The organism is Algoriphagus pacificus (assembly GCF_017254845.1).
Classification (GTDB): domain Bacteria; phylum Bacteroidota; class Bacteroidia; order Cytophagales; family Cyclobacteriaceae; genus Algoriphagus; species Algoriphagus pacificus.
Genome location: NZ_JAFKCU010000001.1, coordinates 613,642 through 637,243 on the forward strand (window position 1 = coordinate 613,642; position 23,602 = coordinate 637,243).

Below are 23,602 nucleotides of genomic sequence, written 5' to 3' on the forward strand. Positions count from 1 at the left end.
AAAAACTAAATTGATTTTAGAAAATTAAAAATGTGCAAGTATTCTTAGAAAAGTATATTTTAGCTATACGATCATTCGGTTTTTTTGAATTTCTTGATCGATAACTTCTCAATATGCGGTTTTATAAGCTGATTATTCTTTTTAACCTCTACTTTTTATTGGGTTTACAAACAGATCGGGTTTTTGCACAGTCAAATACCCTCTCCAAAAAAATTGAACAGCCATCATTTGAGGATTTAGTTGATTTATCAATTAATGGAGATATTGAAAAATCTGGATTTCCCGATGACCTAATGGCTTTTGCCTTGGCATTGGATTCTTTAGAATTTGAAAAACTGATAGTTGAAACCAAAGAGAAAATAAACCCCAAAAACTATAATAACTTAATTAGTTTCTACAATCTCATAGCAACAGAAAAGGCAATAGAAAATGGAGCTTCAAAGCTAAATGAAGTTTTGAAAATCTTAAATGAAATGGTTCAAATCGCACATGAATCACAAGATGAATTATTGATAGGAAAATGCTATTGGTATTTTGGGAATAGTATGATCGAAATGCAGAGGTATGATTATGCATCGACTTATTTATTAACCGGTATTCGAATCATTGAGAAAATCAGGCCTGAACTGCTTAAATCCTCTGAATATTTATTGCTTGGAGGAACCCTTTTTGATACAAGAATTTATGAAGAGTCGATCCTCTATTCAAAAAAGGGCTTAGAGAAACCAATCCCCAAAAATTCAGCAAGAGCGAATTTTTATAATACAATAGGCCAAGCCTTTGAACGTCTCAATCAGCTGGATTCTGCCAAATATTACTACAAACGCTGCGATGAGTTTTGTGATTTGCATGATGAAAGAGCTTGGAAATATATTAACAAACAGAATATTGGAGAATTAGAATTTAAGGAAAATAAAATTTCAGAAGCAAAGCAGACATTTACTTCTGTTTATGAAAATTGCAAAGAAGACGTAAAGGAAATAGCAGCAAAATCACTTATTTGGCTTGCTAAAATTAGCCTCTTGGAAAACCAAGTTGAAACTGCTATCGACTTTCTAAACGAGGCGGAATACCTTCTGAAAAATTTTGAAAACAAGAGACTTCAAACAGAATACTTTTTAGAAGATGCTTATTTGACGAAGCTGGATGTTTATAAAAATCTCAAAAATCTTGACAGCTCCTTTTATTATTTCGAAAAGTATAATTCCCTTCATGATTCTCTTGAGTATTTGGCTTCGCTTGCGGATCAATCAGTAGTGCAGTCAAGAATAGATAATACCGAAAAGACCTATTCATTAGGATTACTTCAAATTCAGAAGAAAGAGGCCGAACAACGAAGGAATGTCATCATTTTTTGTTTAATACTTTTTTCGGGTGTTGGTTTTACCTATTTCAGCTGGCAAAGAAAACGTCTGATGTACCAGAATAAAATCGCTGTGCTGGAGAAAAATGCTAAGGAAACTGAAGTTAGAATCGTAAAAAATCAATTGAAATCTTTCACAAAGCAACTTCTGGAAAAAGCTAAGCTTCTTGAAGCTTTAGAAAGCGAATTAGACGACAAATATCAAACTGATCTTAGACAAGAATATTTGGAACAGTTAAACCATTCCAGAATTCTTACAGATGAAGATTGGAGCGAATTTAAATCGATGTTTGAGAAAGTGTATCCGGGATTTTTCAGTAGGGTAAAAGAAAATTTTCCAACAATTACACCTGCCGAACAAAGAATCGCTTCCTTGATTCGTTTACAGTTTTCTGCTAAGGAAATGGCAGACATCCTCGGGGTTTCGGTAGATAGTGTACACAAAACCCGCCAGCGACTCCGTCAAAGAATGGAGCTTTCTTCAGAAGTTAATCTGGAAGAGTTCTTATTGGACTTTTAAAAACCCTCCAAAGCAGCCCATTTTTAGCTTAATGATGCTATAAACAGTTGTCCACTTTTTGTCCAGTGCCTCCAAGCTGAAATTGTTTTCTTTAGATCTATTTTTAATAGAGTTGAAAGAAAAAATCAACGAAATATGGATTCTAACTCTAAAAAAAATTGAAATAAGGTAAAGCATTTATATAAGGGAATTTAGTGGTAAAAGCCGCTCTTGGTAAATCAGAGCGGCCTTTCTTTTTTCACTTAAAACCGAATCTAAAACAGTGGTTAATTTTTCAAACACTTAAGTACTTATCTTTACCTCATGACTCCTGCCGAGAAACACGCTTCAATAATTAAATCCACTGCAAAATCTCTGGGTTTTGATTTTTGCGGGATAGCAAAGGCAGGTTTCTTGGAAGAAGAAGCCCCGAAACTGGAAGAATGGCTCAGCCGGAACTATCAGGGTGAAATGGGCTATTTAGCAAATCATTTCGACAAGCGATTGGATCCCACCAAACTGGTGGAAGGTGCCAAAACAGTGGTTTCTTTGATTTACAATTACTATCCAGAGCAGAAACTCCCAGAAACTGAAGGCTCAATTAAACTTGCCAAATACGCTTATGGAGAGGATTATCATGAAGTAATCAGAGAAAAACTCAATCATTTTTTAGAAATCCTAAGAGAAGAAATTGGACCGATAGAAGGTCGTGGATTTGTAGATTCCGCTCCAGTTATGGAACGCCAATGGGCACAAAAAGCCGGCTTGGGGTGGATCGGTAAAAACAGTTTATTACTGAATAAACAAAGGGGAAGTTTCTTTTTCCTGGCCGAACTCATCATAGATCTGGAAGTTAACCCAGACACACCTTTGGCAAAGGACTATTGTGGGACCTGCACTGCATGTGTGGATGCCTGTCCTACGGATGCCATTGTGGGTAGTGGAGTTGTGGATGGATCAAAGTGTATTTCTTATTTGACCATTGAACTAAAGGATGCAATTCCCATGGAATTTCAGGGGAAAATGGATAATTGGGCCTTTGGATGTGACATTTGCCAAGATGTTTGTCCTTGGAACCGCTTTTCAAAACCGCATCAAGAAGAAAAATTCAAGCTCCATCCCGACTTGGCAGAATTTACAAACCGAGATTGGCAGGAAATCACAGAAGAAACTTTTCGAAAGGTTTTTAAAAAATCAGCTGTAAAAAGAACAAAATTCAAAGGCCTGAAAAGAAACCTAGATTTTCTTAAATTGAAAAAAAGCGAATAGCATGAGTGTTCAAAAGCCAAGTCTGAAAAGCGTCCAGAAATTATTTAAGACTAAAAAGAAAAAGAAGCCAAGTCATAAAATCGGTTTGCCACCGGCTTCTTTGGTTTTTACCGGTGACAAAAAACAAGAAGAGGTTTTTATCAATCTAATCACCTATGATGAAAACGATTTTTACGAAGAAATCATCAAGCTAGATCAACTAGAAGATCATCTGAAACTCCAGAAAAAAGTAACTTGGATCGATGTAATTGGACTCCATGACGTAGATATTTTAGAGCAGATCGGTTTGGCCTTTGGCATTCATAAATTGACTTTAGAGGATATTCTGAGTGTGGACCAGCGGCCGAAAATGGAGGTTTTTGAGGATTATGTATTTGCTACCTTAAAAATGATCCAATGCCCAACTCCCGAATCACCGATTGATGAAGAACAGGTTAGCTTTCTATTACATGACAGCGTCCTGATCACATTTCAGGAAAAAAAAGGAGACGTTTTTCAATTTGTCAGAGATAGATTACTCGACCCAAAACGCGCCATTCGGCAGCGAGGAGCCGATTATTTACTCTATGCGCTTCTCGATGCTGTGATTGATAATTATTTCATTGTAATGGAAAACATCGGGGAGCGGATCGAAAACCTGGAATCCCAAGCCATGCTGGAACCAGGAAATGAAACACTCAATTCCCTTTACTTACAAAGGAGAGAAATGATGGATCTCAGAAGATCGGTTTATCCGCTTCGGGAAGTGATCGGTTCATTCGATAAGTACGCGGAACATAAAATTTCACCCGAGGTCAGACCTTTCATTCGTGATTTATATGAAAATACCATTCAAGTCATCGAAACCATGGAAGTTTTCAGAGATATGTCTTCTGGTGTTTTGGACTTGTATATGAATAGTCTTTCCAACAGGATGAATAACATCATGAAGGTCTTGACTATCATTTCCACCATTTTTATTCCCTTGAGTTTTGTGGCGGGAGTTTATGGGATGAACTTCGAAAACATGCCCGAATTACATTGGCAAAATGGCTATTTCTATGTTTTGGGAGTAATGGGAATAGCTGTCCTAGGAATGCTATTTTTCTTCAGAAGGAAAAACTGGCTTTGATTATTGAAGTTTTAGGATAATATCCTTTTCCCCGTTTTTGAGCAGAAGTTGCCCACCTGATTGTTGGAAATATCTTACGGATTTCAACGTTTCCAAAAATTTATTTTCAAAAGCAGTATTCGGGCAAGCCATTCTAGTGGCTCCAATTTCACCAAACTTCAAGGTGTTTTTCTTACCAATTTCATAGGATCCAAAAATACTATTACAACCCCCAGAACCTGTAACCTGCTGATCATCTGCATCAAAAATCAAGTGCGCATCCTGAGCCGAGCCAGAAGTCTGAACTGGTACTCCCATAATTTCTACGAGTGTCCACTGCTTATTTTCCCATTTTGAGTCCGGGAAAGATTTGGAGCTACAAGAAATCAAAGCAAATATGGAAAGTATATACAGTAAATTTTTCATGATTGGTTTAGTTAATAGATGTTATCAGGCATAAACCAAGCCAAAATCCTTATTGTTTTGGCATTAGAAGGCCTTTAAGCTAATATCCATGCTTTGAACGGAGTGAGTAAGAGCTCCCATTGAGATAAAATCTACTCCGCATTCTGCAACCGATACTAGAGTTTCTGAGGTAATTCCCCCCGATGCTTCCGTTTTGAATTTATCACCGATCATGGCAACAGCTTTCCTCATGGTTTCAAAATCCATGTTATCAAGCATGATAAAGTCAATTCCCCCCACTTCAATAACTTCCTCCACTTCGGCCAAATTTCTGGTTTCAACCTCGATTTTCAGGTCTAGATTATTGGCTTTTAGGTAGGCTCTTGTTTGAGTGATCGCAGGTTTTATTCCTCCAGCAAAATCGACATGGTTATCTTTCAGCATCACCATATCATACAAGGCAAACCGATGATTGATCCCTCCTCCAATATGAACAGCCCATTTTTCCATCAATCGGAAATTAGGAGTGGTTTTTCTGGTATCCATCAGCCTTGCTTTGGTGTGTAGGATTTTTTCGGTAAGCTGATGAGTCAATGTTGCAATTCCAGACATCCGCTGCATGCAGTTCAAGACCAAACGCTCAGAAGATAAGATAGAGGCAGATGGTCCCTTTACTATCAATCCTACGTCTCCAAACCGAACTGAATCGCCATCCGAAATCAACAATTCAACCTCAAGCTTTGGATCGTAGGCATTAAAAATTTTTTCAGCCAATTCAATCCCTGCAATTATTCCTTCTCCTTTGATCAAAAGCTGAGCCTGTCCCATTTTGCCGGGGGGAATTGATGCCAAAGAAGAATAATCTCCAGGTCCAATATCCTCTTTTAATGCTGCTTGGATGAAATTTTGGATGGCATCATCCGTCAGGTAAGCTGGTTTCATGCTTCAAAATTAGGCAAAATGAAAAGCTGGAAAGGATTTTTTTTGAAAATGATTTAGCCTTTTACAAACTCAAGGCTATAAATCTTAAAATTCGAATCCTGCTGAGAAACCTTTATGAAGACTTTGAAAGTTCCCTGACCACTGAGATAATCCCCGATAAAAGAGCTCATACTCGGGTTTGTTTCACTGCTGTAAACAATTGAAAATCCTTGAGAAGGATTTTTCTTAAAGAAATCCCGAATTACAATTTCCGCCTGATTTTTTGAATAATTCCCTTGCTGCCCATTGACATTCAATGAGATACTGGAATCAAAATATTTTGCCAGCTCTCCGCTAGAGCCAGATTCAATTGCTGAAATTACCGGGTCAATAGTATATTCTTCTCCTTTTTCCATAGCAACACTATGGAAAAGAAAAATCAAAGAAAAGAATAGGTTTAAAATTGTCATCACCCTAGCTTGGCAAATACTAAGCCAAAAAAAGAATTTTTTGGACTCAGTTTTGGTTTTAAAAATCGTAAAGACAAATCCTGTCAGGAAAAGTTTAACAGTCGGGATTGGGTCGAAAATTGATATATTTGCTCCATGGACAAGAAAGTACTTTTAATGATTTTGGATGGCTGGGGAATTGCCACCAATCCATCCGTATCTGCAATTGATAAAGCTAACACGCCATTTGTAGACAGCTTGTACACCAAGTATCCGCATGCCAAGCTAGAAGCCTCCGGACTAGCAGTGGGATTGCCTGAAGGCCAAATGGGAAATTCAGAAGTTGGTCATATGAACATAGGCGCCGGCCGTGTAGTGTACCAAGATTTGGTAAAAATCAACCAAGCTGTAAAGAACGGTGATCTAAACTCCCACCCTGTATTGGTAGAAGCTTTTGCAAAAGCAAAAGCAGCGAAGAAAAAAGCACATTTCATCGGTTTGGTTTCTGACGGTGGAGTTCATGCTCATATCAACCATTTGAAAGGACTTTGTGATGCGGCAAAGCATAATGGATTAGAAGATGTTTTTATTCATGCTTTTACAGACGGTCGCGATACTGATCCAAAGAGCGGATTAGGCTTTTTGAAAGATCTTCAGGATCATTTGACTCATTCGGCTGGCCAGATCGCTTCTGTAGTTGGAAGGTATTATGCCATGGATAGAGATAACCGATGGGAGCGGGTCAAACTTGCCTACGATGCAATGGTGAATTCTGAAGGAGAAAAGTCCAAAGAGATTCTCGCATCGATCAAAAAATCATATGAAAATAACGTGACGGATGAATTCATCCGGCCAATAATCCACGTAGGTCCAAACGGAAAACCATTAGCTGCCATTGAAGAAGGTGATTTGGTAATCTGTTTCAACTTCAGAACAGACAGAGGTAGAGAAATCACCCAAGTTTTGACTCAAAAAGACTTCGAGGATTTCAATATGAAAAAACTAGCTGTCGATTATGTAACCTTCACTAATTATGACAGCACTTTCGAAGGTGTAAAAGTCCTTTTCGAAAAAGATAACTTAAATAATACACTTGGAGAGGTTCTTTCTAAAGCTGGTAAGAAGCAAATTCGAATCGCTGAAACAGAAAAATATCCTCATGTGACTTTCTTTTTCTCTGGAGGAAGGGAAGAGATGTTTGATGGCGAAAGCAGATTACTTTGCCCTTCTCCAAAAGTGGCAACTTATGATCTGAAGCCGGAAATGAGTGCTTTTGAAATAGCAGCCAAAATCAATCCTGAGCTAAAAAGAAAAAGCGCGGACTTTATTTGCCTCAACTTCGCAAACGCGGATATGGTAGGTCATACCGGCGTTTTTGATGCAGCGGTAAAAGCCTGCGAAGCAGTGGATAAATGTGCAGAGAGCGTTATCAACACCGCTTTGGAAAATGGATATACTATCATCGTGATTGCAGATCATGGCAATAGTGACATGATGATCAATGAAGATGGAACTCCAAATACCGCACACACAACCAATTTGGTTCCTTTTATCATGGTGGATAATGCAGATCAACTTCCTGTAAAAGATGGAAAATTAGGTGATCTGGCACCGACTATCTTAAAATTAATCGGAGTGGATATCCCGGCTGATATGTCCGGAGAAATTTTATTGAGTGAATGAATTTCAAAATCAGACTAATTATTGGCATTTTCCTGCTTGGGGTTTTCTCATGTACAGGAGGTAAAAATGATTCAGGCCAACTTGAAAAATTGCCCTATTTTGATTTGAAAGGGTACATGGAGCAGGCAATTGTCGGATTAGATTCTGCTTATGTGTCAAAAATATCTAGAATCAACGGGCAAGAAACGAGAGTAGATACTGTACTCACTCAAGAGCAGTGGAGAGATGAATTGGATGTGTTTTTTGAAGCCGATATCAATAAAGCTTCATTGGTTTCATCCTATGACACTCAGGTTAAGAATGAATATTTGATTCACGAATTATTTCCTGACGCCAAAGCCTATGTTAAAAACATCACAGTGAGCATTATCAATGATAAAGTTCATCTGATCACAATAAAAATGGCAAAGGAGAATACCTTTTACACTTCCTATACCAATGCTGAGCTTTATATTTCAAATGTCACTCAAAAAATAGATCATTATTCGATAGAAACCACCCAAAAAATCTGGTTTCTAAAACCCAATAATATCAAAATAATGGGTGCTTTAAGGTTTTAAAAAAAAAGGCTCTGGGATTATCCAGAGCCTTTTTTTATTTATTAAACATCGGAGGTCTTTTTGCCTGCCAATCTGAATTTTTCTGGATAAAATCCCCTAGCATCACCAGCTTTTCTTCCTCAAACAAGTTCGCTAGCAAAGTAATTGAAGTTGGATTTCCCTGTTCTGTAAAACCATTTGGTAAGCATAAAGCTGGATGGCCCGTCAAATTGGTAATCCTTAATTGCGGTCCAGCAAAAGAAGGGGTTACAATCACGTCGTATTCCTTCATCAACTCATGCATTTCCTGAATCAACACTGTTCTTTGTCTACTGAGCTGGACGTATTCCACAGCAGGAATAAATCGTGCCGCTCTAAATGAATTTGGCCAGGCACCTTTATTCTGAGCCACCAATTGATCATCCCATCCATAGCGTGTCAATTCATCAAAAGCTGCTGCTCCCTCCACCATCAGCATCATAACGATTGGGCCAGCCTCAATTGAAGTTTTTAACTCTAAAGGATGTAATTCAATCCCTTGATTTTTAAGCAAATCTAAAACAGCCAGATCATTGGGACTCACTCTTTCCCCTTCAAAATAAGGTTTGAAATAACCGACTTTTAGATCTTTTACTGATTTTTTAGCATCATAGTTAAAAGCTGCTGCAATCGTACTGGCATCATAAACATCTGGTCCATTGAGGATAGATAAAATGATTCCATCGTCTAAAGCAGATCTGGAAATAGGTCCGATTTTATCCATCGACCAACTCAATGCCATGGCTCCATTTTTACTGACTCTTCCATAAGTAGGTCTCAAGCCTGTCACACCATTTCTTGTAGAAGGGGATACTATTGAACCCAATGTCTCTGTACCAATCGCGAAAGGAACTAAACCTGCACTTACTGCGGATGCTGAGCCAGCTGAAGATCCACTACTTCCTTGATTTAGATTCCATGGATTTTTCGTTTTCCCTCCGTACCATACATCACCCATTGCTAAAGCACCTAGTGTGAATTTTCCGACCAAAACACCACCAGCATCATTCAATTTTGTGACAACGGTAGCAGTCTTTTCGATCACTTGATCTTTGTAAGGCATAGCGCCCCAAGTGGTTTTTGTTCCTTCCACTGCCAATAAATCCTTGACCCCATAAGGAATGCCATGAAGTGGCCCTCTGTATTTGCCATTTGCAAGCTCTGCGTCCATAGCGCGCGCTTTTTCCAAAGCAGAATCTTCCATCAAAGTGATCAAACATTGAAGCGTATCGGAATAAGTTTTGATCCTATCCAGATAAATTTTTGTCAGGCGTTCACTGGATATTTTCTTGGATTTTATCAGCACTGCCAATTCATGAACGGGTAAATAAGCAATATCAGCTTCTTTTTCTGGCAAGTTGACCGAAGCAGGAAGTCCCCAATCGATTGCCTTTTGATCCGTACTAGGAGCAAAACCCGTCGGTAGTGGATTGAAAACCAAAGCCGGTGAGACAGAGTTATCTAATTCAACCTTTCGAAGGCTCTCAAAATTTGAAAGTTGATTTTGAAGATTACCGATCATGCTATCTTTCTCGGCAGGGGTAAAATTGATTCCAATCAATTCAGAGGCACCATCAATGGCAACCGGAGTGATTTCACCCACCCGTTTACCGAGTGTAAAACCTACCGCCAGGCAAGCACATGCTCCAAGTAATACCAGAAAACCACGTGTACTCATTCGATTATTAAGTTTCATTGGATAGTTTTGTAGAGAAAAGAATAAGGGATCAAGATCTTTAATAAACCAAAATAAACAAAACCACTCATGGATGAGCAAACCCCATTTCCGGTATTTCCGATGCATTTTAGAGGAATACTTTTACTTGCAGGAATGTATACCATTGCTTGGTCTGCCTTTTTTAAGTGGTTTGGTCCGGCCTTGATCAACTGGCTAGCAATCGAAAATGTTTCGCTTGAGAATTTACCAAGCTCCTATTACGGTACCTTTGGGATTTTGGTAGGCCTGATCATTTTTGTAAGTGCTTTTTATCCTGTAAGCTGGGTGTACATGATTATAGCTGGAATTACCGGCAAAATCATTCTAGCTATCTGGTTTACATTAGGTTTTTTGCCTGAAATTGGATGGAATAAAAGAAGCGGTTTTCATTTGATCGTCAATGAAATTATTTGGCTAATACCTTTGATAATCATATTTTTAAGAGGCCTTCAAGTGAAAAATTACCTTGAGACCGAAAGCCCAAAATAAATTTTCTATTTCGTTTACTCTTTAATAATAGTTTGATTTTATTCTTTTGATCAAAAACAATCTTGAAATGAAAAGATATACTAACATCTCTCTGCTTTTATTCTTCTTTATGTTGATGTTTTCTGCTGCAATTGCCCAAGAGGAGCAATATGATAAAGTAGTGAAAATCAACGGGGAAGAAATGTTAGGAAAAGTGACTGAAATCAATGATGATGCGATCAAGTTTATTTACAAAGGTGAATCACTTTCCTACACTGTCAAAAAAACCGAGATCAATAAGATTCAGTTTGCAAGTGGTCGAGTGCAGTTTTTCACTGCCGCTCCAAATGCTCCTGAAGAAACAACCGCGGCATCCAAACCAGATAATTCAGTTCAATCGCATCATAATATAGTAGCGGTTTTACCTTTTGATTATATGAATTCGGGAGGGACCAGGGATGAGAAAATGGGATTGAAAGTCCAGTCTGATTGCTATACGTTTTTAAGAAAAAAAGCGGCTTTGTTCAATATTCAAGACCCGATGACTACGAATGCCATTTTGGTAAAAAACAACTTGTCTCTGGATAACTTTGTTGGATTGACACCTCAGGAAATGGCCAATCTCTTAGGAGTTGAATATGTTGTCTATGGAACCGTAGTGATCACGCAGACGAGCGTAACTAGTACTAGCTCAAATTCATACAGCAGCAAAAGCAACGGAAATCGATACAACAGTACGAATTTTGGTTCCAGTTCCTCCACTGCCAATTTCAACACTAACGTGGATCTAAAAATCTATAATGATCATGGACAAAATGTCTATGCCGATACGCATGATAGTTTTTGGCCAAGTGAAAATGCTTACGAAATCACACTTCAGTATCTTATCAAACGAACTCCACTTTACTCAAAGTAATCAGAGTTTAAAATTGAGAACATAAAAAAAGCCCCAAATGGGGCTTTTTCAGTTTTTTTCCTTTTGACTGATTAGGTCAACAAGATCAATAACAATAAGATAATGATAATAGCACCTACTGAAATGTAAACACCGTTACCAGCAGCTTTTGCTTCTACTCTCATATCTTTCAGCTCATTTCGAACTTCCTTTTTCTCTTCTTTAGTCATAGATTTGAAATCCATCGCTTTGATTTCATCCAATCTAGCCTGCATCTCTGCCGCTCTTTGTTTCTGAGCTTCTGTCAATTCTGTTTTTTCCTTCTTCGTGTCGTTATCGTTACTTGGAGCCGCCTGAACAAACTGTACAGAAAGGAATAATGCAAAAATCGCTAATAGCTTTTTCATAAAGTAAATTGTTTAAGGTTAGGTATTCACGTATTCAATAAGGTCGCCAATTTATGTCTTAAGTGAAACTACAATTAAAATTTTGAGCTTTTTCAACGGCTATTTTTGTAACTTACAAAGTCTAAACTCAAGTTTAATCCCTCTCAAAATAATTCAATAATGCCCCAAAAACAAGCGAATAAGCTATTTTTACTAGATGCCATGGCTCTGATATACAGGGCACATTTTGCTTTTAGCAAGAACCCAAGAATAAATTCAAAAGGTTTAAATACAGGGGTCATGTTGGGCTTTACCAACACACTTCTAGAGGTATTAGATAAGGAAAAACCTACCCACATTGGGGTGGCTTTTGATACTCATGCCCCAACTTTTCGACATGAGCAATTTGAAGCCTACAAAGCAAACAGACAAGAACAGCCTGAAGATATCGGCACTGCAATTCCTTGGGTGAAGGAAATCGTCAAGGCTTTTAACATCCCGATTCTTGAGTTGGACGGATTTGAAGCGGATGATATCATCGGCACTTTAGCCAAGCAGGCAGAAGCTGAACACTTCACTGTTTACATGATGACGCCAGACAAAGATTACGGGCAACTGGTTGATGAGCATATTTTTCTTTACAAACCTGCTTTCATGGGCAATGGTGTCGAAGTAATGGGGCCGAAGCAAATCTGCGAAAAATGGGACATTGAGCATGTCGGGCAAGTCATAGATATTTTGGGACTGATGGGTGATGCGGTTGATAACATTCCTGGAATCCCAGGAATTGGTCAGAAAACGGCTGTAAAACTTTTGAAACAGTATGGAACTGTGGAGGAACTGATAAAGAACACCGCTGATCTAAAAGGGAAGCAAAAAGAAAATGTTGAGAATTTTGCAGAGCAGGGACTTTTATCCAAACAATTAGCCACCATCAAAATTGATGTTCCGGTAGCTTTCGAAGAAAGTGACCTTCGCTATGATGGTTTTGATGAGGAAAAACTCAAAATGCTATTTTCGGAGCTGGAATTCCGGACTTTGGCAAGCAGAATTTTCAAAGACGGCAGTAGTAAAAAAGCCTCCATTTCGAAAAATGACCAGTTGGGCTTATTTGGAGATGCTCCAGCAGCTAGCCAAAAACCAAGTTTTGAATTTGAAGAAGAATCTGTCAATCCAGAGATCCTTCCAGAGTCTAAAACAATCCAAACAACCGCACATCAATACCATAAAATAAAAGGAGAAGATGCCATTTCGGAATTGGTCTCTTATTTACTCTTACAAAAAGAACTCTGCTTTGATACTGAAACCACTTCGATCAATGCCATGGAGGCAGAATTGGTGGGTTTATCTTTTTCCTATCTCAGTGGAGAAGCTTATTACATTCCTTGTTCTGAAAACAGGGAGGAGACACTTCAGATTTTGGAATTATTGAAGCCTGTTTTCGAAAATGAAGGCATTCTGAAAATCGGGCAAAACATCAAATATGATCTGCTGATCCTAAAAAATTATGACATTGAAGTAAAAGGCGCTTTGTACGACACCATGCTCGCGCATTACCTTATCGAGCCGGAAGGGAAACATTCCATGGATTGGCTTTCTGAGCATTATTTGAATTACAAGCCTGTTTCGATTACTGAATTGATCGGTAAAAAGGGAAAGAATCAGGGAAATATGCGTGATGTGGATGAGGATGAAGTAACTGAATATGCTGCCGAAGACGCCGATATTACGCTACAATTGAAGGAAAAACTGGATCCTCTTTTGAAGCAAAGCGAACTGGAAAAACTCTTTTATGAAGTAGAAAATCCTTTGATCAATGTCCTTACCGAAATGGAGTTTGAAGGAGTAAGAATCGACACGGAAAGCCTGGCAGAAATGTCGATACTACTGGAGAAAGAAAGTAAGGAAATCGAGAATAAAGTTTACGAACTCGCAGGTGTCAGATTTAATCTAGCCTCACCAAAACAATTGGGTGATGTGCTATTTGAAAAATTAAAACTGGATCCAAAGGCCAAAAAGACCAAAACTGGCCAATATGCGACAGGAGAAGAAATCTTAAGCAAATTAGCAAATGAGCATGAGATAGCCCAGGCTATTTTGGATTTCAGACAAATGGTCAAATTGAAGTCGACTTATGTGGATGCTTTGCCCACGATGATCAATTCTAAAACCGGAAAAATCCATACCACTTATAATCAATTTGTAGCTGCAACTGGTCGTCTTTCCTCTATCAATCCCAATCTGCAGAATATTCCAATCCGGACAGAAAGAGGAAGGGAAATCAGAAAAGCATTTGTTCCAAGGGATGAAAATCATGTGTTGCTTGCGGCAGATTATTCACAGATTGAATTGCGCATCATGGCAGCTTTCTCTGGGGATGAGTCGATGATTGAAGCTTTTAAAAACGGAAGAGATATTCACGCAACTACTGCTGCCAAAATTTTTCAGGTTCCTTTGGATGAAGTGACTTCTGATATGAGGAGAAAAGCCAAAACAGCCAATTTCGGGATCATTTATGGTATCTCAGCTTTCGGCCTTTCTCAGCGACTTGCTATCCCAAGAACCGAGGCAAAGGAAATTATTGATGCCTATTTCAAAGAATTCCCAGCGGTCAAAGAATACATGGACGGAGCCATTGAGAAAGCCAGAAAAGATGAGTTTGTAGAAACCATTTTGGGTCGTCGCAGGTATCTCCGTGATATAAACAGTAGAAATGCTACAATGCGTGGTTTTGCAGAGCGAAATGCCATCAATGCCCCAATCCAAGGTTCGGCTGCTGACCTGATCAAAGTAGCTATGATCCATGTCCATGAATGGATGAAAAAGGAAAAACTGAAATCAAAAATGATCCTTCAGGTACATGATGAATTGGTTTTTGATGCTCACAAAGATGAAGTCGAAATCCTGAAAGCCAATATTCCAGGCCTAATGTCAAATGCCATCAAATTGGCTGTTCCAGTGGAAGTAGAAGTGGGCACAGGAAACGATTGGTTGCAGGCACACTAGAAGATTTTAGATTTATGATGTCGGATTTATGATTTGATAATTCCGCTTTTCATCCAAAAAAATCATTTCGTTCAAGCCAAAATCAAAAAATCTATTAAATCGTATTTCGTAATTCTTACTTCCAAATGGCTAAAATAAAAACCACTTTCTTCTGTCAAAACTGCGGTGCCCAAAGCCCAAAATGGCTTGGCAAATGTCCTGCTTGCGGAGAATGGAATACCTATGTGGAAGAGGTGATCCAAAAAGAAGAAACAGGTAAAGGAAGCTGGAAACCCAGTGGATCAGGAACTAAGAAAGCCAGCACTCCAAAAAAAATCCAAGAGGTAAACTATGAAGAAATGCCTCGGTATGTGACTGGAGATGCTGAACTCGACCGGGTATTAGGTGGTGGAATAGTGCCAGGTTCCTTGGTTTTGATTGGCGGTGAACCTGGAATCGGTAAATCAACGCTGATGCTTCAGATCGCTTTGATCCTGAAAAACAGAAAAATCTTATATGTATCCGGAGAAGAAAGCGAAGCTCAAATTAAAATGCGAGCTGATCGGATGACAGCCAAAAATCCGGATTGCTATGTGCTCTCAGAAACCAATACTCAACATATTTTTCAACAGATAGAACTCTTAAAACCGGATCTTTTGATCATTGATTCTATCCAAACACTGAATTCGCAGTATGTGGAATCAGCCGCGGGCTCTGTTTCTCAAGTGCGGGAGTGTACGGCTGAATTGATGAAATTTGCCAAGGAAACTGGGACACCAGTATTTTTGATCGGCCATATTACAAAGGATGGATCTATCGCGGGTCCGAAGGTTTTGGAACATATGGTGGATACGGTTTTACAATTTGAGGGAGATCGACACCTTGCCTATAGAATTCTCCGAACTTCCAAAAACCGTTTCGGTTCTACGCATGAACTTGGAATCTATGAAATGCGAACGGAAGGTCTTCGCCCAGTTGCAAATCCTTCGGAGATCTTGTTGACACAAAGAGAGGAAGTTTTAAATGGAGTAGCTATTGGTGCGATGATGGAAGGAAATCGCCCTTTGTTGATTGAAATACAATCGCTAGTTAGTCCAGCAACTTATGGAACTCCTCAAAGAAGCAGTACGGGTCATGATGCGAAGCGTCTAAATATGCTATTGGCAGTTTTAGAAAAAAGAGGAGGCATGCGATTGGGACAACAGGATGTGTTCTTAAATGTCGCGGGAGGCCTTCGAGTTGATGATCCAGGACTGGATTTGGCTGTTTGTGCCTCTCTGATTTCGAGTTACGAGGATACTCCAGTTTCTGAGGAAATTTGCTTTGCAGGAGAAGTGGGACTTGGAGGCGAAATTCGTGCGATTCACCGGATTGAAAACCGTATTTCTGAAGCTGAAAAACTTGGTTTCAAAAAAATTATTGTCTCAAAATATGCTGTCAAAGGTTTAGATCTCAGCAAATACAAAATCAAAGTCATCGCTGTTAGTAAGCTGGAAGAAGTCTATCAAAAGATTTTTTAAATCCATTTTCACTAAAAAACACCAGTTTTCACCTGAAGGTGGAAAAAGAAACCAACAATTTGCCCAATTTTCTATGGTTGACAATTGTGGATTGACTAAATTCAGAATCCATAAAAATCCCCACCTATGAAAAATATTTTTCTCTTTGCTTTCAGCATGATGTTAACTGTTGTCTTGGCTCAGGCTCAAGATCTTAAATTGAAGGTCAGCCCTGAAAAAGCAAGCATGAAAATTGGCCAATCTCTTCAGCTTGAAGCTGCTGTAGTCGATGCCTCTGGAAATAAAATTTCTGATAGAGAATTCATTTTTTATTCGAGGAATAGCCGCGCCTTAGATGTAGTTGATACTACTGGGTTTGCTAAAGCTATTAAGCATGGCGAGCATGAGGTTATTGTAATCAGCCCGGGAAGTCCTCAATTACGCTCAAGTATCCTAGTCAATGTAGAGCCAGCCGCCATTTCCAAAATTGCTTTTGGAGATGTTCCAGCGAAAGTCTACACAGGAATTAATATCCCATTGACTTTGGACGTCACAGATGAAGCTGGTTTCGAGAGACCGGAAGTTCCGATAACCTTGACTACTTCAGATGAAACGAAAGTTGCTATTGCTCCTTTCAATAAATTGATTGTTAAAAACGCTGGAACTGTCACCATTACTGCTTCTGCAGGAGGTAAAAGTGAAAATCTAAAATTGGAAGTTATCGAAAACCCAATTGCTGAAATTCGCCTTAAATCTAATATGGTAGAAGGCCGATCCGGAGATGTATTTACTTTGACAGCAATGGCAGTTGATAAAGATGGAAATGAAGTGAAAGATGCACCAATTCGTTATTCCTTCACTGGAGAATCTTTCGATGTATCTGCTGCCCCATCCGGTCTAATTACACCAGAAGGGAAATTTGTGGCGGATGAACCGGGCTTGTATGTATTAAATGCAACTTGTGGACCGGCTGCAGCTTCAGTTACTGTTCAAGCAAACAATAGAAATATTACCCGCAAAATTGATCTGGTAGGCAAAGGCTCTGTCAACAACAAACACACTTCTGATCTTTGGATTTGGGAAGGCATAGATGGAAAAGACTATGCAGTTACAGGAACTTGGGGAGCGGATGGAACAGCCTATTTCTGGGATGTGACAAATCCTGCAGGCATTGAATTAGTTGATTCGGTAAAAGTAGATGCCAGAACAGTTAACGATGTGAAAGTTTCTGAAGATGGAAAAGTAGCTGTTATTTCAAGAGAGGGAGCATCCAATAGAAAAAATGGATTAGTGATCATTGATGTAAGCAATCCAAGAGATGCCAAAATTATCTCTGAATTTTCTGAGAATCTTACTGGCGGAGTTCACAACGTCTTTATTTACAAAAACCATGTGTATGCTCTGAGTGCAGGTAGAAAATATTACTCCATCAATATCGAGGACCCAAAGAATCCTAAAATCGTGGGTGAGTTCGAATTAGACACCCCAGGACATGCAATCCATGATGTTTGGGTTCATGACGGAATAGCATATTCTTCTAACTGGACAGATGGAGTGCAATTAGTGGATGTTGGGAATGGAATCGCTGGAGGTACTCCTTCTAATCCAGTTCAGTTTGCCAGTTATGCTTATCCAAGTGGATCAAATCACGCTGCTTTCCCTTATAAAGATGAAAAGACTGGCAAATTCTATGTTATTCTTGGTGATGAGGAATTCCCTTATGGACTTGACCCAAGTGGAAAAAAGCCAAGCCGAGCAGCAGGTTTTCTTCACGTAATTGACTTTACAGACCTAAAAAATCCAAAAGAAGTAGCATGGTTTCAAGTACCTTTTGCAGGATCACACAATTTCTGGATAGAAGACAATATCCTTTATGCTGCGTTTTATAACGGTGGCGTAAGAGTGGTAGACATCAGTGGAGAACTCTTAGGTGATTTAAATAGACAGGGTCGAGAAATCGCTTGGATCGTGCCAGAGGATCCAGATGGTTTTGTTCCAAATGCTCCTTTTACTTGGGGTGCCCAGCCGCACAAAGGACATATTTTCTATTCTGATTGGAATAGTGGATTGTGGTCTGCCAAGCTGCAGCCTGTCGTACCAGAAAACGCCAAGATCGATTCTTCCAAGTAATATTTTAAAGCAAAACGTTTATGAAGCATTCCATTTTTAATGCAGTAAGGAAAGGCACCTTATTCCTAGTTGCTTTGATGGGCTTTTCAATAGTCAGCACAGCACAAGATTATTATGTCTATGTCACTGCTGAATCAGAGGATGAAGTTGCTTTGATCAAGTTTGATGGAAAAAATGCCACGGTAGAAGAAACCATTCCGGTTGGAATCTGGCCTGCGGAAATCGAAGGACCACATGGAATCAATATAAGTCCTGACGGAAAATATTGGTACTTATCTCTTGCTCATGGGAATCCATATGGAACATTATACAAATTTTCGACTGAGACAAACGAGGTTGTAGATACTGTTCGATTAGGGCTTTTTCCTGCTTCTCTACAGGTTTCGAAAGCTACTGGACTATTGTACTGTGTGAACTTTGACCTTCATGGTGATATGGTGCCAAGTACCGTATCGGTTGTGGATCCAGAGGAAATGATCGAAATCCATAGGATCGAAACTGGGGTTATGCCGCATGGATCAAGAATCTCTTCAGATGGGCTTTATCACTATTCTGTCGGAATGATGTCCGGCGAACTCTTTGAAATTTCAACTACCAAGCTGAAAGTCACTAGAAAGTTGAATTTGGATGGGAAAGAAGAAGAGCCAGCGATGGGTGGAATGGATCATAGCAAGATGGATCATTCCAAAATGGGTCGTTCCATGATGACTGAATCTGCTACAATGTATCATAGCGCTACTAAACCTACTTGGGCAATTCCTCATCCTACTAATGGGAAAGTCTACGTTGCAGGCAACGGTTCGGATGAAATAATTGAAGTTGACCTGGAAAAATGGGAAGTTACAAACCGTTTTAAAACAGGTAAGGCCCCTTACAATTGCGATGTCACTCCCGATGGTAAATACTTAGTAGCCACTTATAAAGGAAGTGGAGAAACTGGAATTTGGGATTTGAACAAGGGAAAGGAACTTCCAAGAATAAAAAATACTAGGAAAGTAACTCATGGAGTTACAATCTCGCCAGATAGCAAATATGCATTTATCTCTGTGGAAGGAATCGGTGGTGAACCCGGAACCATGGATGTGATTGATATCAAAAATGCTAAAAAAGTAAGCTCTGTGGATATGGGTAAACAAGCCGGTGGAATTATCTTTTGGAAAATGGAATAGGATAATTAGAAGTCCTTTGAAAAGTGGGTCAGGAAACTGATCCACTTTTTTTATGAGAATTCATCTAGCTTAATTTTTCATATTCAGTAATAAGCTCTATTTTGTCATTTAGAAACAATAAGATTCAAACCGAAATACCCTACTTCTTATGAATATGAAATTCATTCCAGCGATCCTTGCTATCGCTTTTCTAGGCAATCTTACCGAAGGCTTTGCTCAAACAGAGAAAAAGATGCCTCCCATTATTGATGTGCATGTTCATGCCATGAAAGTCAATCCAGGGTTCGCTGGTAACTTATGCCCTTGGTTTTTGACTAGTATGCCTGGAAGTGGTCCAAATCAACCGGCTCCATCTTTTATAAATACTGCTTGTGTAGACCCTTTATTAGCTGCAAAATCAGATCAGGAAATGCAAGATGCTTTGGTATCAGCAGCTGAAAGATTAAATGTAACCATGATTGCCAGTGGGGATGCAGAAATCCTTCATAAATGGGTGCAAGCGGCTCCAGACCGCTTTATACCTTCAATTGGGATTGGTCCTGGAATGACGGTCGAAGCATTTAGAGATTCTTTGTCTGGTGGATTTTACAAAGTAATGGGAGAAATAGCTCCTCAATACCAAGGAATGTCTCCTAGTGATATGTCTTTGGATGAATATTTTGGAGTAGCTGAAGAGTTGGGTATTCCAGTAGGAATTCATATGGGAACTGGCGGAAATGGAATGGCAAACATTACCTCTCCAAACTACCGTGCCTCCATGGGCAATCCATTTCTTTTAGAAGATATGCTGGCTAGGCATCCCAAGCTAAAAATCTGGGTGATGCATGCGGGATATCCAATGATCGATGAAATGGTGGCCTTAATGGGAGCAAATGCTTATGTATACGTTGATTTAGCGGGTTTAATCTGGAGTTATCCACAGGATGAAATTCATGATTATCTCAAAAGATTGGTTCAGGCTGGCTTCGGAAAGAGAATTCTTTACGGTACAGATTTGATGATATGGCCAAAATTGTTGGAAACTTCCATCGGCTTGATCCAAAATGCCACTTACCTATCTGAGGATCAAAAAAGAGACATTTTCTTTAATAATGCAGTTCGGTTTTTCAATCTAAATCCCGAAGATTTTAAATAATTCAAGTTTTATAAAAGTTTAAAAAAGGATGGGCAAGGTAAGTTGCTCATCCTTTTTTTGATATTTTGCCATCCCTAATTTACTCTCAAACCCAGATAGACCATTCCTAAATCATGAAATGTAAATCGCACTTTTACTTTTTTTTAATTCTCTTTCTACTAGTTGGCTTACCACAGATATCAGCTTTTTCACAGGAAAATTGGCCGGACGGAACACCTATTTCTAGCTGGTTTCAAGATTATTCGAAACTAAAATTAGAAGATCTGGGGAAGCAATACATCATCACCGAGCATGGAGTTATTGCAGATAGCACACTTTTACAAACAGAAAAAATACAGCGAATCATCGACCAAGCCAGTCAAAGCGGAGGTGGGGTTATTATCATTCCAGAAGGCACATTCCTAAGTGGAGCCCTCTTTTTCAAACCTGGCACTCATTTACACCTTTCCGAAGGTGCCGTATTGAAGGGTTCGGATGAAATCTCAAATTATCCACTTATCCCATCCCGAATGGAAGGCCAAAACCTGGATTATTTTGCCGCTTTGGTGAATGCCTATGAAGTGGATGGATTTTCAATTACCGGAACCGGTACAATCAATGGAAATGGGTTGAAATATTGGGAAGCTTTTTGGCAGCGAAGAAAAGAAGATCCAAACTGTACCAACTTAGAGGTTTCTAGACCAAGATTGGTTTTCATTTGGAAAAGCAATGATATCCAACTCCAAGATGTCCATCTCATCAATTCTGGTTTCTGGAGTAGTCATTATTACCAATGTAAAAACATCAAGCTCTTAGACCTGACCATTACTTCACCTCATGAACCAGTCAAAGCCCCAAGTACGGATGCCATCGATTTAGATGTAGTTTCAAATGTTTTGATCAAAGGATGCTATCTCGCTGTGAATGATGATGCGATAGCGCTCAAGGGCGGTAAAGGGCCATGGGCAGATGAAAATCCCAATAATGGGGAAAACACAAATATTATCATTGAAGATTCTGAGTTTGGGTTTTGTCATTCTGCGCTGACTTGTGGTAGCGAGTCAATTCACAATAAAAATGTGATCATGCGGAATATCAAGGTTCAGGATGCCATTCGCCTTCTTTGGCTGAAAATGCGTCCGGATACGCCTCAACACTACGAGTATATTACTGTAGAAAATATCAGTGGTCAGGCCAGAAGCTTTATTTATGTCAAACCTTGGACTCAGTTTTTTGATCTACAAGGAAGGCCGGATGTTCCCATTTCTTACTCTGATCACATTACCATGAGAAACATCGATTTGGATTGTGAAATATTCTTCGATGTAGCGATTACGGAAAATGATCGGCTCTCGGATTTCACTTTAGAAAATCTTCAGATAAAAGCAAATAAGGCAGATTTTGACCCTTCATTTGTGAATGGTTTTGAGGTGAAAAATGTGTTTGTAAATGGCAAAAAATTAGACCGATAGAAAGAATACAAGCAATGGATTAATTGCTGAAATTCGCGGAATTTTAATTTCATCCGCACATGAAAGCAATTCTCACCATCGGTCTGCTTATCCTATCCAACACCTTTATGACCTTGGCTTGGTATGGCCATCTAAAGTTTGCAGAGTGGAAATGGTTTAACAAATTAGGCTTGATCTCAATCATCTTGATTTCTTGGGGAATTGCCTTGTTTGAATACTGTTTTCAGGTTCCAGCAAATAAAATCGGATTTGATGGTAATGGAGGTCCATTTTCCCTTGTGCAACTCAAAGTAATACAAGAGGTAATCACGCTGGTTATTTTTATGCTGTTCAGCTTAATAGCTTTCAAAACAGAGACCTTTCGATTAAACCATCTAATCGGCTCAGTATTTTTGGTTTTAGCAGTCTATTTCTTTTTTAAGAAGTAGTCGCAGACACAACAAGTTGATGGATGAATTTAATTTTGTTCACCACATTGGGGCTCAAAACAAAAGGATACACATCAGGAAGTCCCATTGACCTATTTAGGCTATTGATGGCAAATGAAACCGGTGTCCAAGCTTCAATAATCTCTTGAAACTCATTTTTCCCATATGGGTCAAAAGGCATAGATCCTTGGAGGCTTTTGTCTTTTAGCTTTGGCGAAACTGACATTCCAAAATAAAAAGCAGTCTCGGCCATATCCATGATGTGGAGATAATGTGCCCAGGTTTCTGCCCAGTCTTCCCATGGATGCGAACCCGCATAGGAACTGATGTAATTTTGCTGCCAGTTTGGAGAAGGGCCATTTTGGTAATGATTTTTCAAAGCAGCTCCATAATCAGCTCTTTCATCACCAAAGATTTTTCTGTAATCAGCTAATTTGTTTTCATACGGAGCTATCAATTGATCCCAGAAGAAATGGCCAACTTCATGTCTGAAATGCCCAATCAAAGTCCTGTATTGTTCTGACATCTGCTTTCTCATGTATTCTCGATGCACGGAATCAGCCTCAGACAATAAAATTGTAATTAATCCATTTTTATGTCCCGTCATGATTTGATCATTTCCTTGTTTGGAAATAAAATCAAACTTTAAGCTTCCAGATTCACCTTCAGTGGGTATAAAAAGCCTCAATCTTAGCAATTGGTAAACCAATCGATGCTTTGCACTTTCGAGCTTTTTCCATTTTTCAAAATTTTCGTAGTCAGACAAATCCGGAATCATCCTATTTAAAGAACAGGCCAGACAAAATTCATCTGGGTTTTCAAAAGGTATCAACCAATTACAAACCTCGTATTGGTGGTTTTTGCAATACTTAAATTGCTGATTACCAATGTCGGATGACAATGGGTAATTAGCTGATTGAAAAGTTCTTATATCTAGATCTGTAATCGAAAAACCTGCTAAATGGCCACATTTTTCACAACTGGCATTTTCAAAATAAAGGGGATGTGCACAGTTTCCACATTCAAAAATCTTCATAATTCTATTCTTTAAAATAAACTGGCCCAAGACTTATCAACATCAT

The 23,602-nt window shown here is 39.0% G+C and carries 20 protein-coding genes; 14 read left to right on the forward strand and 6 right to left on the reverse strand.

The annotated features are described in order from the left end of the window. Nucleotides 1–113: 113 nt before the first annotated feature. The 3 genes from J0A69_RS02590 (at nucleotide 114) to corA (ending at nucleotide 4,242) form a co-directional block, all read left to right on the forward strand. Entirely contained in the window at nucleotides 114–1,883 is a 1,770-nt protein-coding gene (locus tag J0A69_RS02590; protein ID WP_206584951.1) for a sigma-70 family RNA polymerase sigma factor family protein, read from the forward strand. Nucleotides 1,884–2,186: 303 nt separating this feature from the next. Further along, nucleotides 2,187–3,131, forward strand: a complete 945-nt coding sequence (gene queG, locus J0A69_RS02595; RefSeq protein WP_206584952.1) for a tRNA epoxyqueuosine(34) reductase QueG — start codon at nucleotides 2,187–2,189, stop codon at nucleotides 3,129–3,131. A 1-nt stretch (nucleotide 3,132) separates the two neighbouring features. Next, nucleotides 3,133–4,242 carry a magnesium/cobalt transporter CorA gene (gene corA / locus J0A69_RS02600; protein ID WP_206584953.1) on the forward strand — a complete coding sequence of 370 codons (1,110 nt, stop codon included), beginning with the start codon at nucleotides 3,133–3,135 and terminating at the stop codon, nucleotides 4,240–4,242. Here the strand turns inward: corA and J0A69_RS02605 are convergent, their stop codons facing one another. From J0A69_RS02605 to J0A69_RS02615, 3 genes are all read right to left on the reverse strand, one after another. Continuing rightward, a complete protein-coding gene (locus J0A69_RS02605) occupies nucleotides 4,243–4,647 on the reverse strand; it encodes an META domain-containing protein (protein WP_206584954.1) in 405 nt (134 codons plus the stop codon). It lies immediately after the preceding gene. Nucleotides 4,648–4,710: 63 nt separating this feature from the next. Continuing rightward, on the reverse strand, nucleotides 4,711–5,568 hold the full coding sequence (gene nadC, locus J0A69_RS02610; protein ID WP_206584955.1) for a carboxylating nicotinate-nucleotide diphosphorylase: 858 nt from the start codon (nucleotides 5,566–5,568) through the stop codon (nucleotides 4,711–4,713). A 53-nt stretch (nucleotides 5,569–5,621) separates the two neighbouring features. Further along, nucleotides 5,622–6,017, reverse strand: coding sequence for a DUF4783 domain-containing protein (locus J0A69_RS02615; RefSeq protein ID WP_206584956.1), 396 nt, complete (start codon nucleotides 6,015–6,017; stop codon nucleotides 5,622–5,624). 135 nt (nucleotides 6,018–6,152) lie between these two features. Between J0A69_RS02615 and gpmI the strand changes: the two genes are divergently transcribed. Both gpmI and J0A69_RS02625 read left to right on the forward strand, forming a co-directional pair. Then, the gene (gene gpmI, locus J0A69_RS02620; protein ID WP_206584957.1) at nucleotides 6,153–7,679 is read left to right on the forward strand and encodes a 2,3-bisphosphoglycerate-independent phosphoglycerate mutase; all 1,527 of its coding nucleotides are present in this window, start codon (nucleotides 6,153–6,155) and stop codon (nucleotides 7,677–7,679) included. Continuing rightward, nucleotides 7,676–8,239, forward strand: a complete 564-nt coding sequence (locus J0A69_RS02625) for a hypothetical protein (RefSeq protein ID WP_206584958.1) — start codon at nucleotides 7,676–7,678, stop codon at nucleotides 8,237–8,239. The genes gpmI and J0A69_RS02625 overlap by 4 nt, the downstream gene beginning before the upstream one ends. A gap of 34 nt (nucleotides 8,240–8,273) precedes the next feature. Here the strand turns inward: J0A69_RS02625 and J0A69_RS02630 are convergent, their stop codons facing one another. Then, nucleotides 8,274–9,953 (reverse strand): amidase, encoded by a 1,680-nt coding sequence (locus J0A69_RS02630; RefSeq protein ID WP_236032594.1) that lies wholly within the window; start codon nucleotides 9,951–9,953, stop codon nucleotides 8,274–8,276. Between the two features lie 69 nt (nucleotides 9,954–10,022). Between J0A69_RS02630 and J0A69_RS02635 the strand changes: the two genes are divergently transcribed. After that, a complete protein-coding gene (locus J0A69_RS02635; RefSeq protein ID WP_206584959.1) occupies nucleotides 10,023–10,463 on the forward strand; it encodes a hypothetical protein in 441 nt (146 codons plus the stop codon). A gap of 67 nt (nucleotides 10,464–10,530) precedes the next feature. Then, nucleotides 10,531–11,358, forward strand: coding sequence for a hypothetical protein (locus J0A69_RS02640; RefSeq protein WP_206584960.1), 828 nt, complete (start codon nucleotides 10,531–10,533; stop codon nucleotides 11,356–11,358). Between the two features lie 71 nt (nucleotides 11,359–11,429). Here the strand turns inward: J0A69_RS02640 and J0A69_RS02645 are convergent, their stop codons facing one another. Next, entirely contained in the window at nucleotides 11,430–11,744 is a 315-nt protein-coding gene (locus J0A69_RS02645) for a hypothetical protein (RefSeq protein ID WP_206584961.1), read from the reverse strand. Nucleotides 11,745–11,903: 159 nt separating this feature from the next. Between J0A69_RS02645 and polA the strand changes: the two genes are divergently transcribed. From polA to J0A69_RS02680, 7 genes are all read left to right on the forward strand, one after another. Further along, a complete protein-coding gene (polA, locus tag J0A69_RS02650) occupies nucleotides 11,904–14,729 on the forward strand; it encodes a DNA polymerase I (protein ID WP_206584962.1) in 2,826 nt (941 codons plus the stop codon). Nucleotides 14,730–14,854: 125 nt separating this feature from the next. Beyond that, complete coding sequence (gene radA / locus J0A69_RS02655) at nucleotides 14,855–16,228, forward strand: DNA repair protein RadA (RefSeq protein ID WP_206584963.1); 1,374 nt, start codon at nucleotides 14,855–14,857, stop codon at nucleotides 16,226–16,228. A gap of 126 nt (nucleotides 16,229–16,354) precedes the next feature. Then, entirely contained in the window at nucleotides 16,355–18,337 is a 1,983-nt protein-coding gene (locus tag J0A69_RS02660) for an LVIVD repeat-containing protein (RefSeq protein ID WP_236032595.1), read from the forward strand. 20 nt (nucleotides 18,338–18,357) lie between these two features. Further along, nucleotides 18,358–19,506, forward strand: coding sequence for a YncE family protein (locus tag J0A69_RS02665; protein WP_206584964.1), 1,149 nt, complete (start codon nucleotides 18,358–18,360; stop codon nucleotides 19,504–19,506). A gap of 148 nt (nucleotides 19,507–19,654) precedes the next feature. Beyond that, a complete protein-coding gene (locus J0A69_RS02670; RefSeq protein ID WP_236032597.1) occupies nucleotides 19,655–20,641 on the forward strand; it encodes an amidohydrolase family protein in 987 nt (328 codons plus the stop codon). A 113-nt stretch (nucleotides 20,642–20,754) separates the two neighbouring features. Then, nucleotides 20,755–22,092: a rhamnogalacturonidase gene (locus J0A69_RS02675; RefSeq protein ID WP_206584965.1), complete on the forward strand. Its 1,338-nt coding sequence runs from the start codon at nucleotides 20,755–20,757 to the stop codon at nucleotides 22,090–22,092. 59 nt (nucleotides 22,093–22,151) lie between these two features. Next, a complete protein-coding gene (locus tag J0A69_RS02680; RefSeq protein ID WP_206584966.1) occupies nucleotides 22,152–22,520 on the forward strand; it encodes a DMT family protein in 369 nt (122 codons plus the stop codon). Here J0A69_RS02680 and J0A69_RS02685 read toward each other — a convergent pair. Next, complete coding sequence (locus J0A69_RS02685) at nucleotides 22,510–23,556, reverse strand: zinc-binding metallopeptidase family protein (RefSeq protein ID WP_206584967.1); 1,047 nt, start codon at nucleotides 23,554–23,556, stop codon at nucleotides 22,510–22,512. The genes J0A69_RS02680 and J0A69_RS02685 overlap by 11 nt on opposite strands. Between the last annotated feature and the right edge of the window lie 46 nt (nucleotides 23,557–23,602).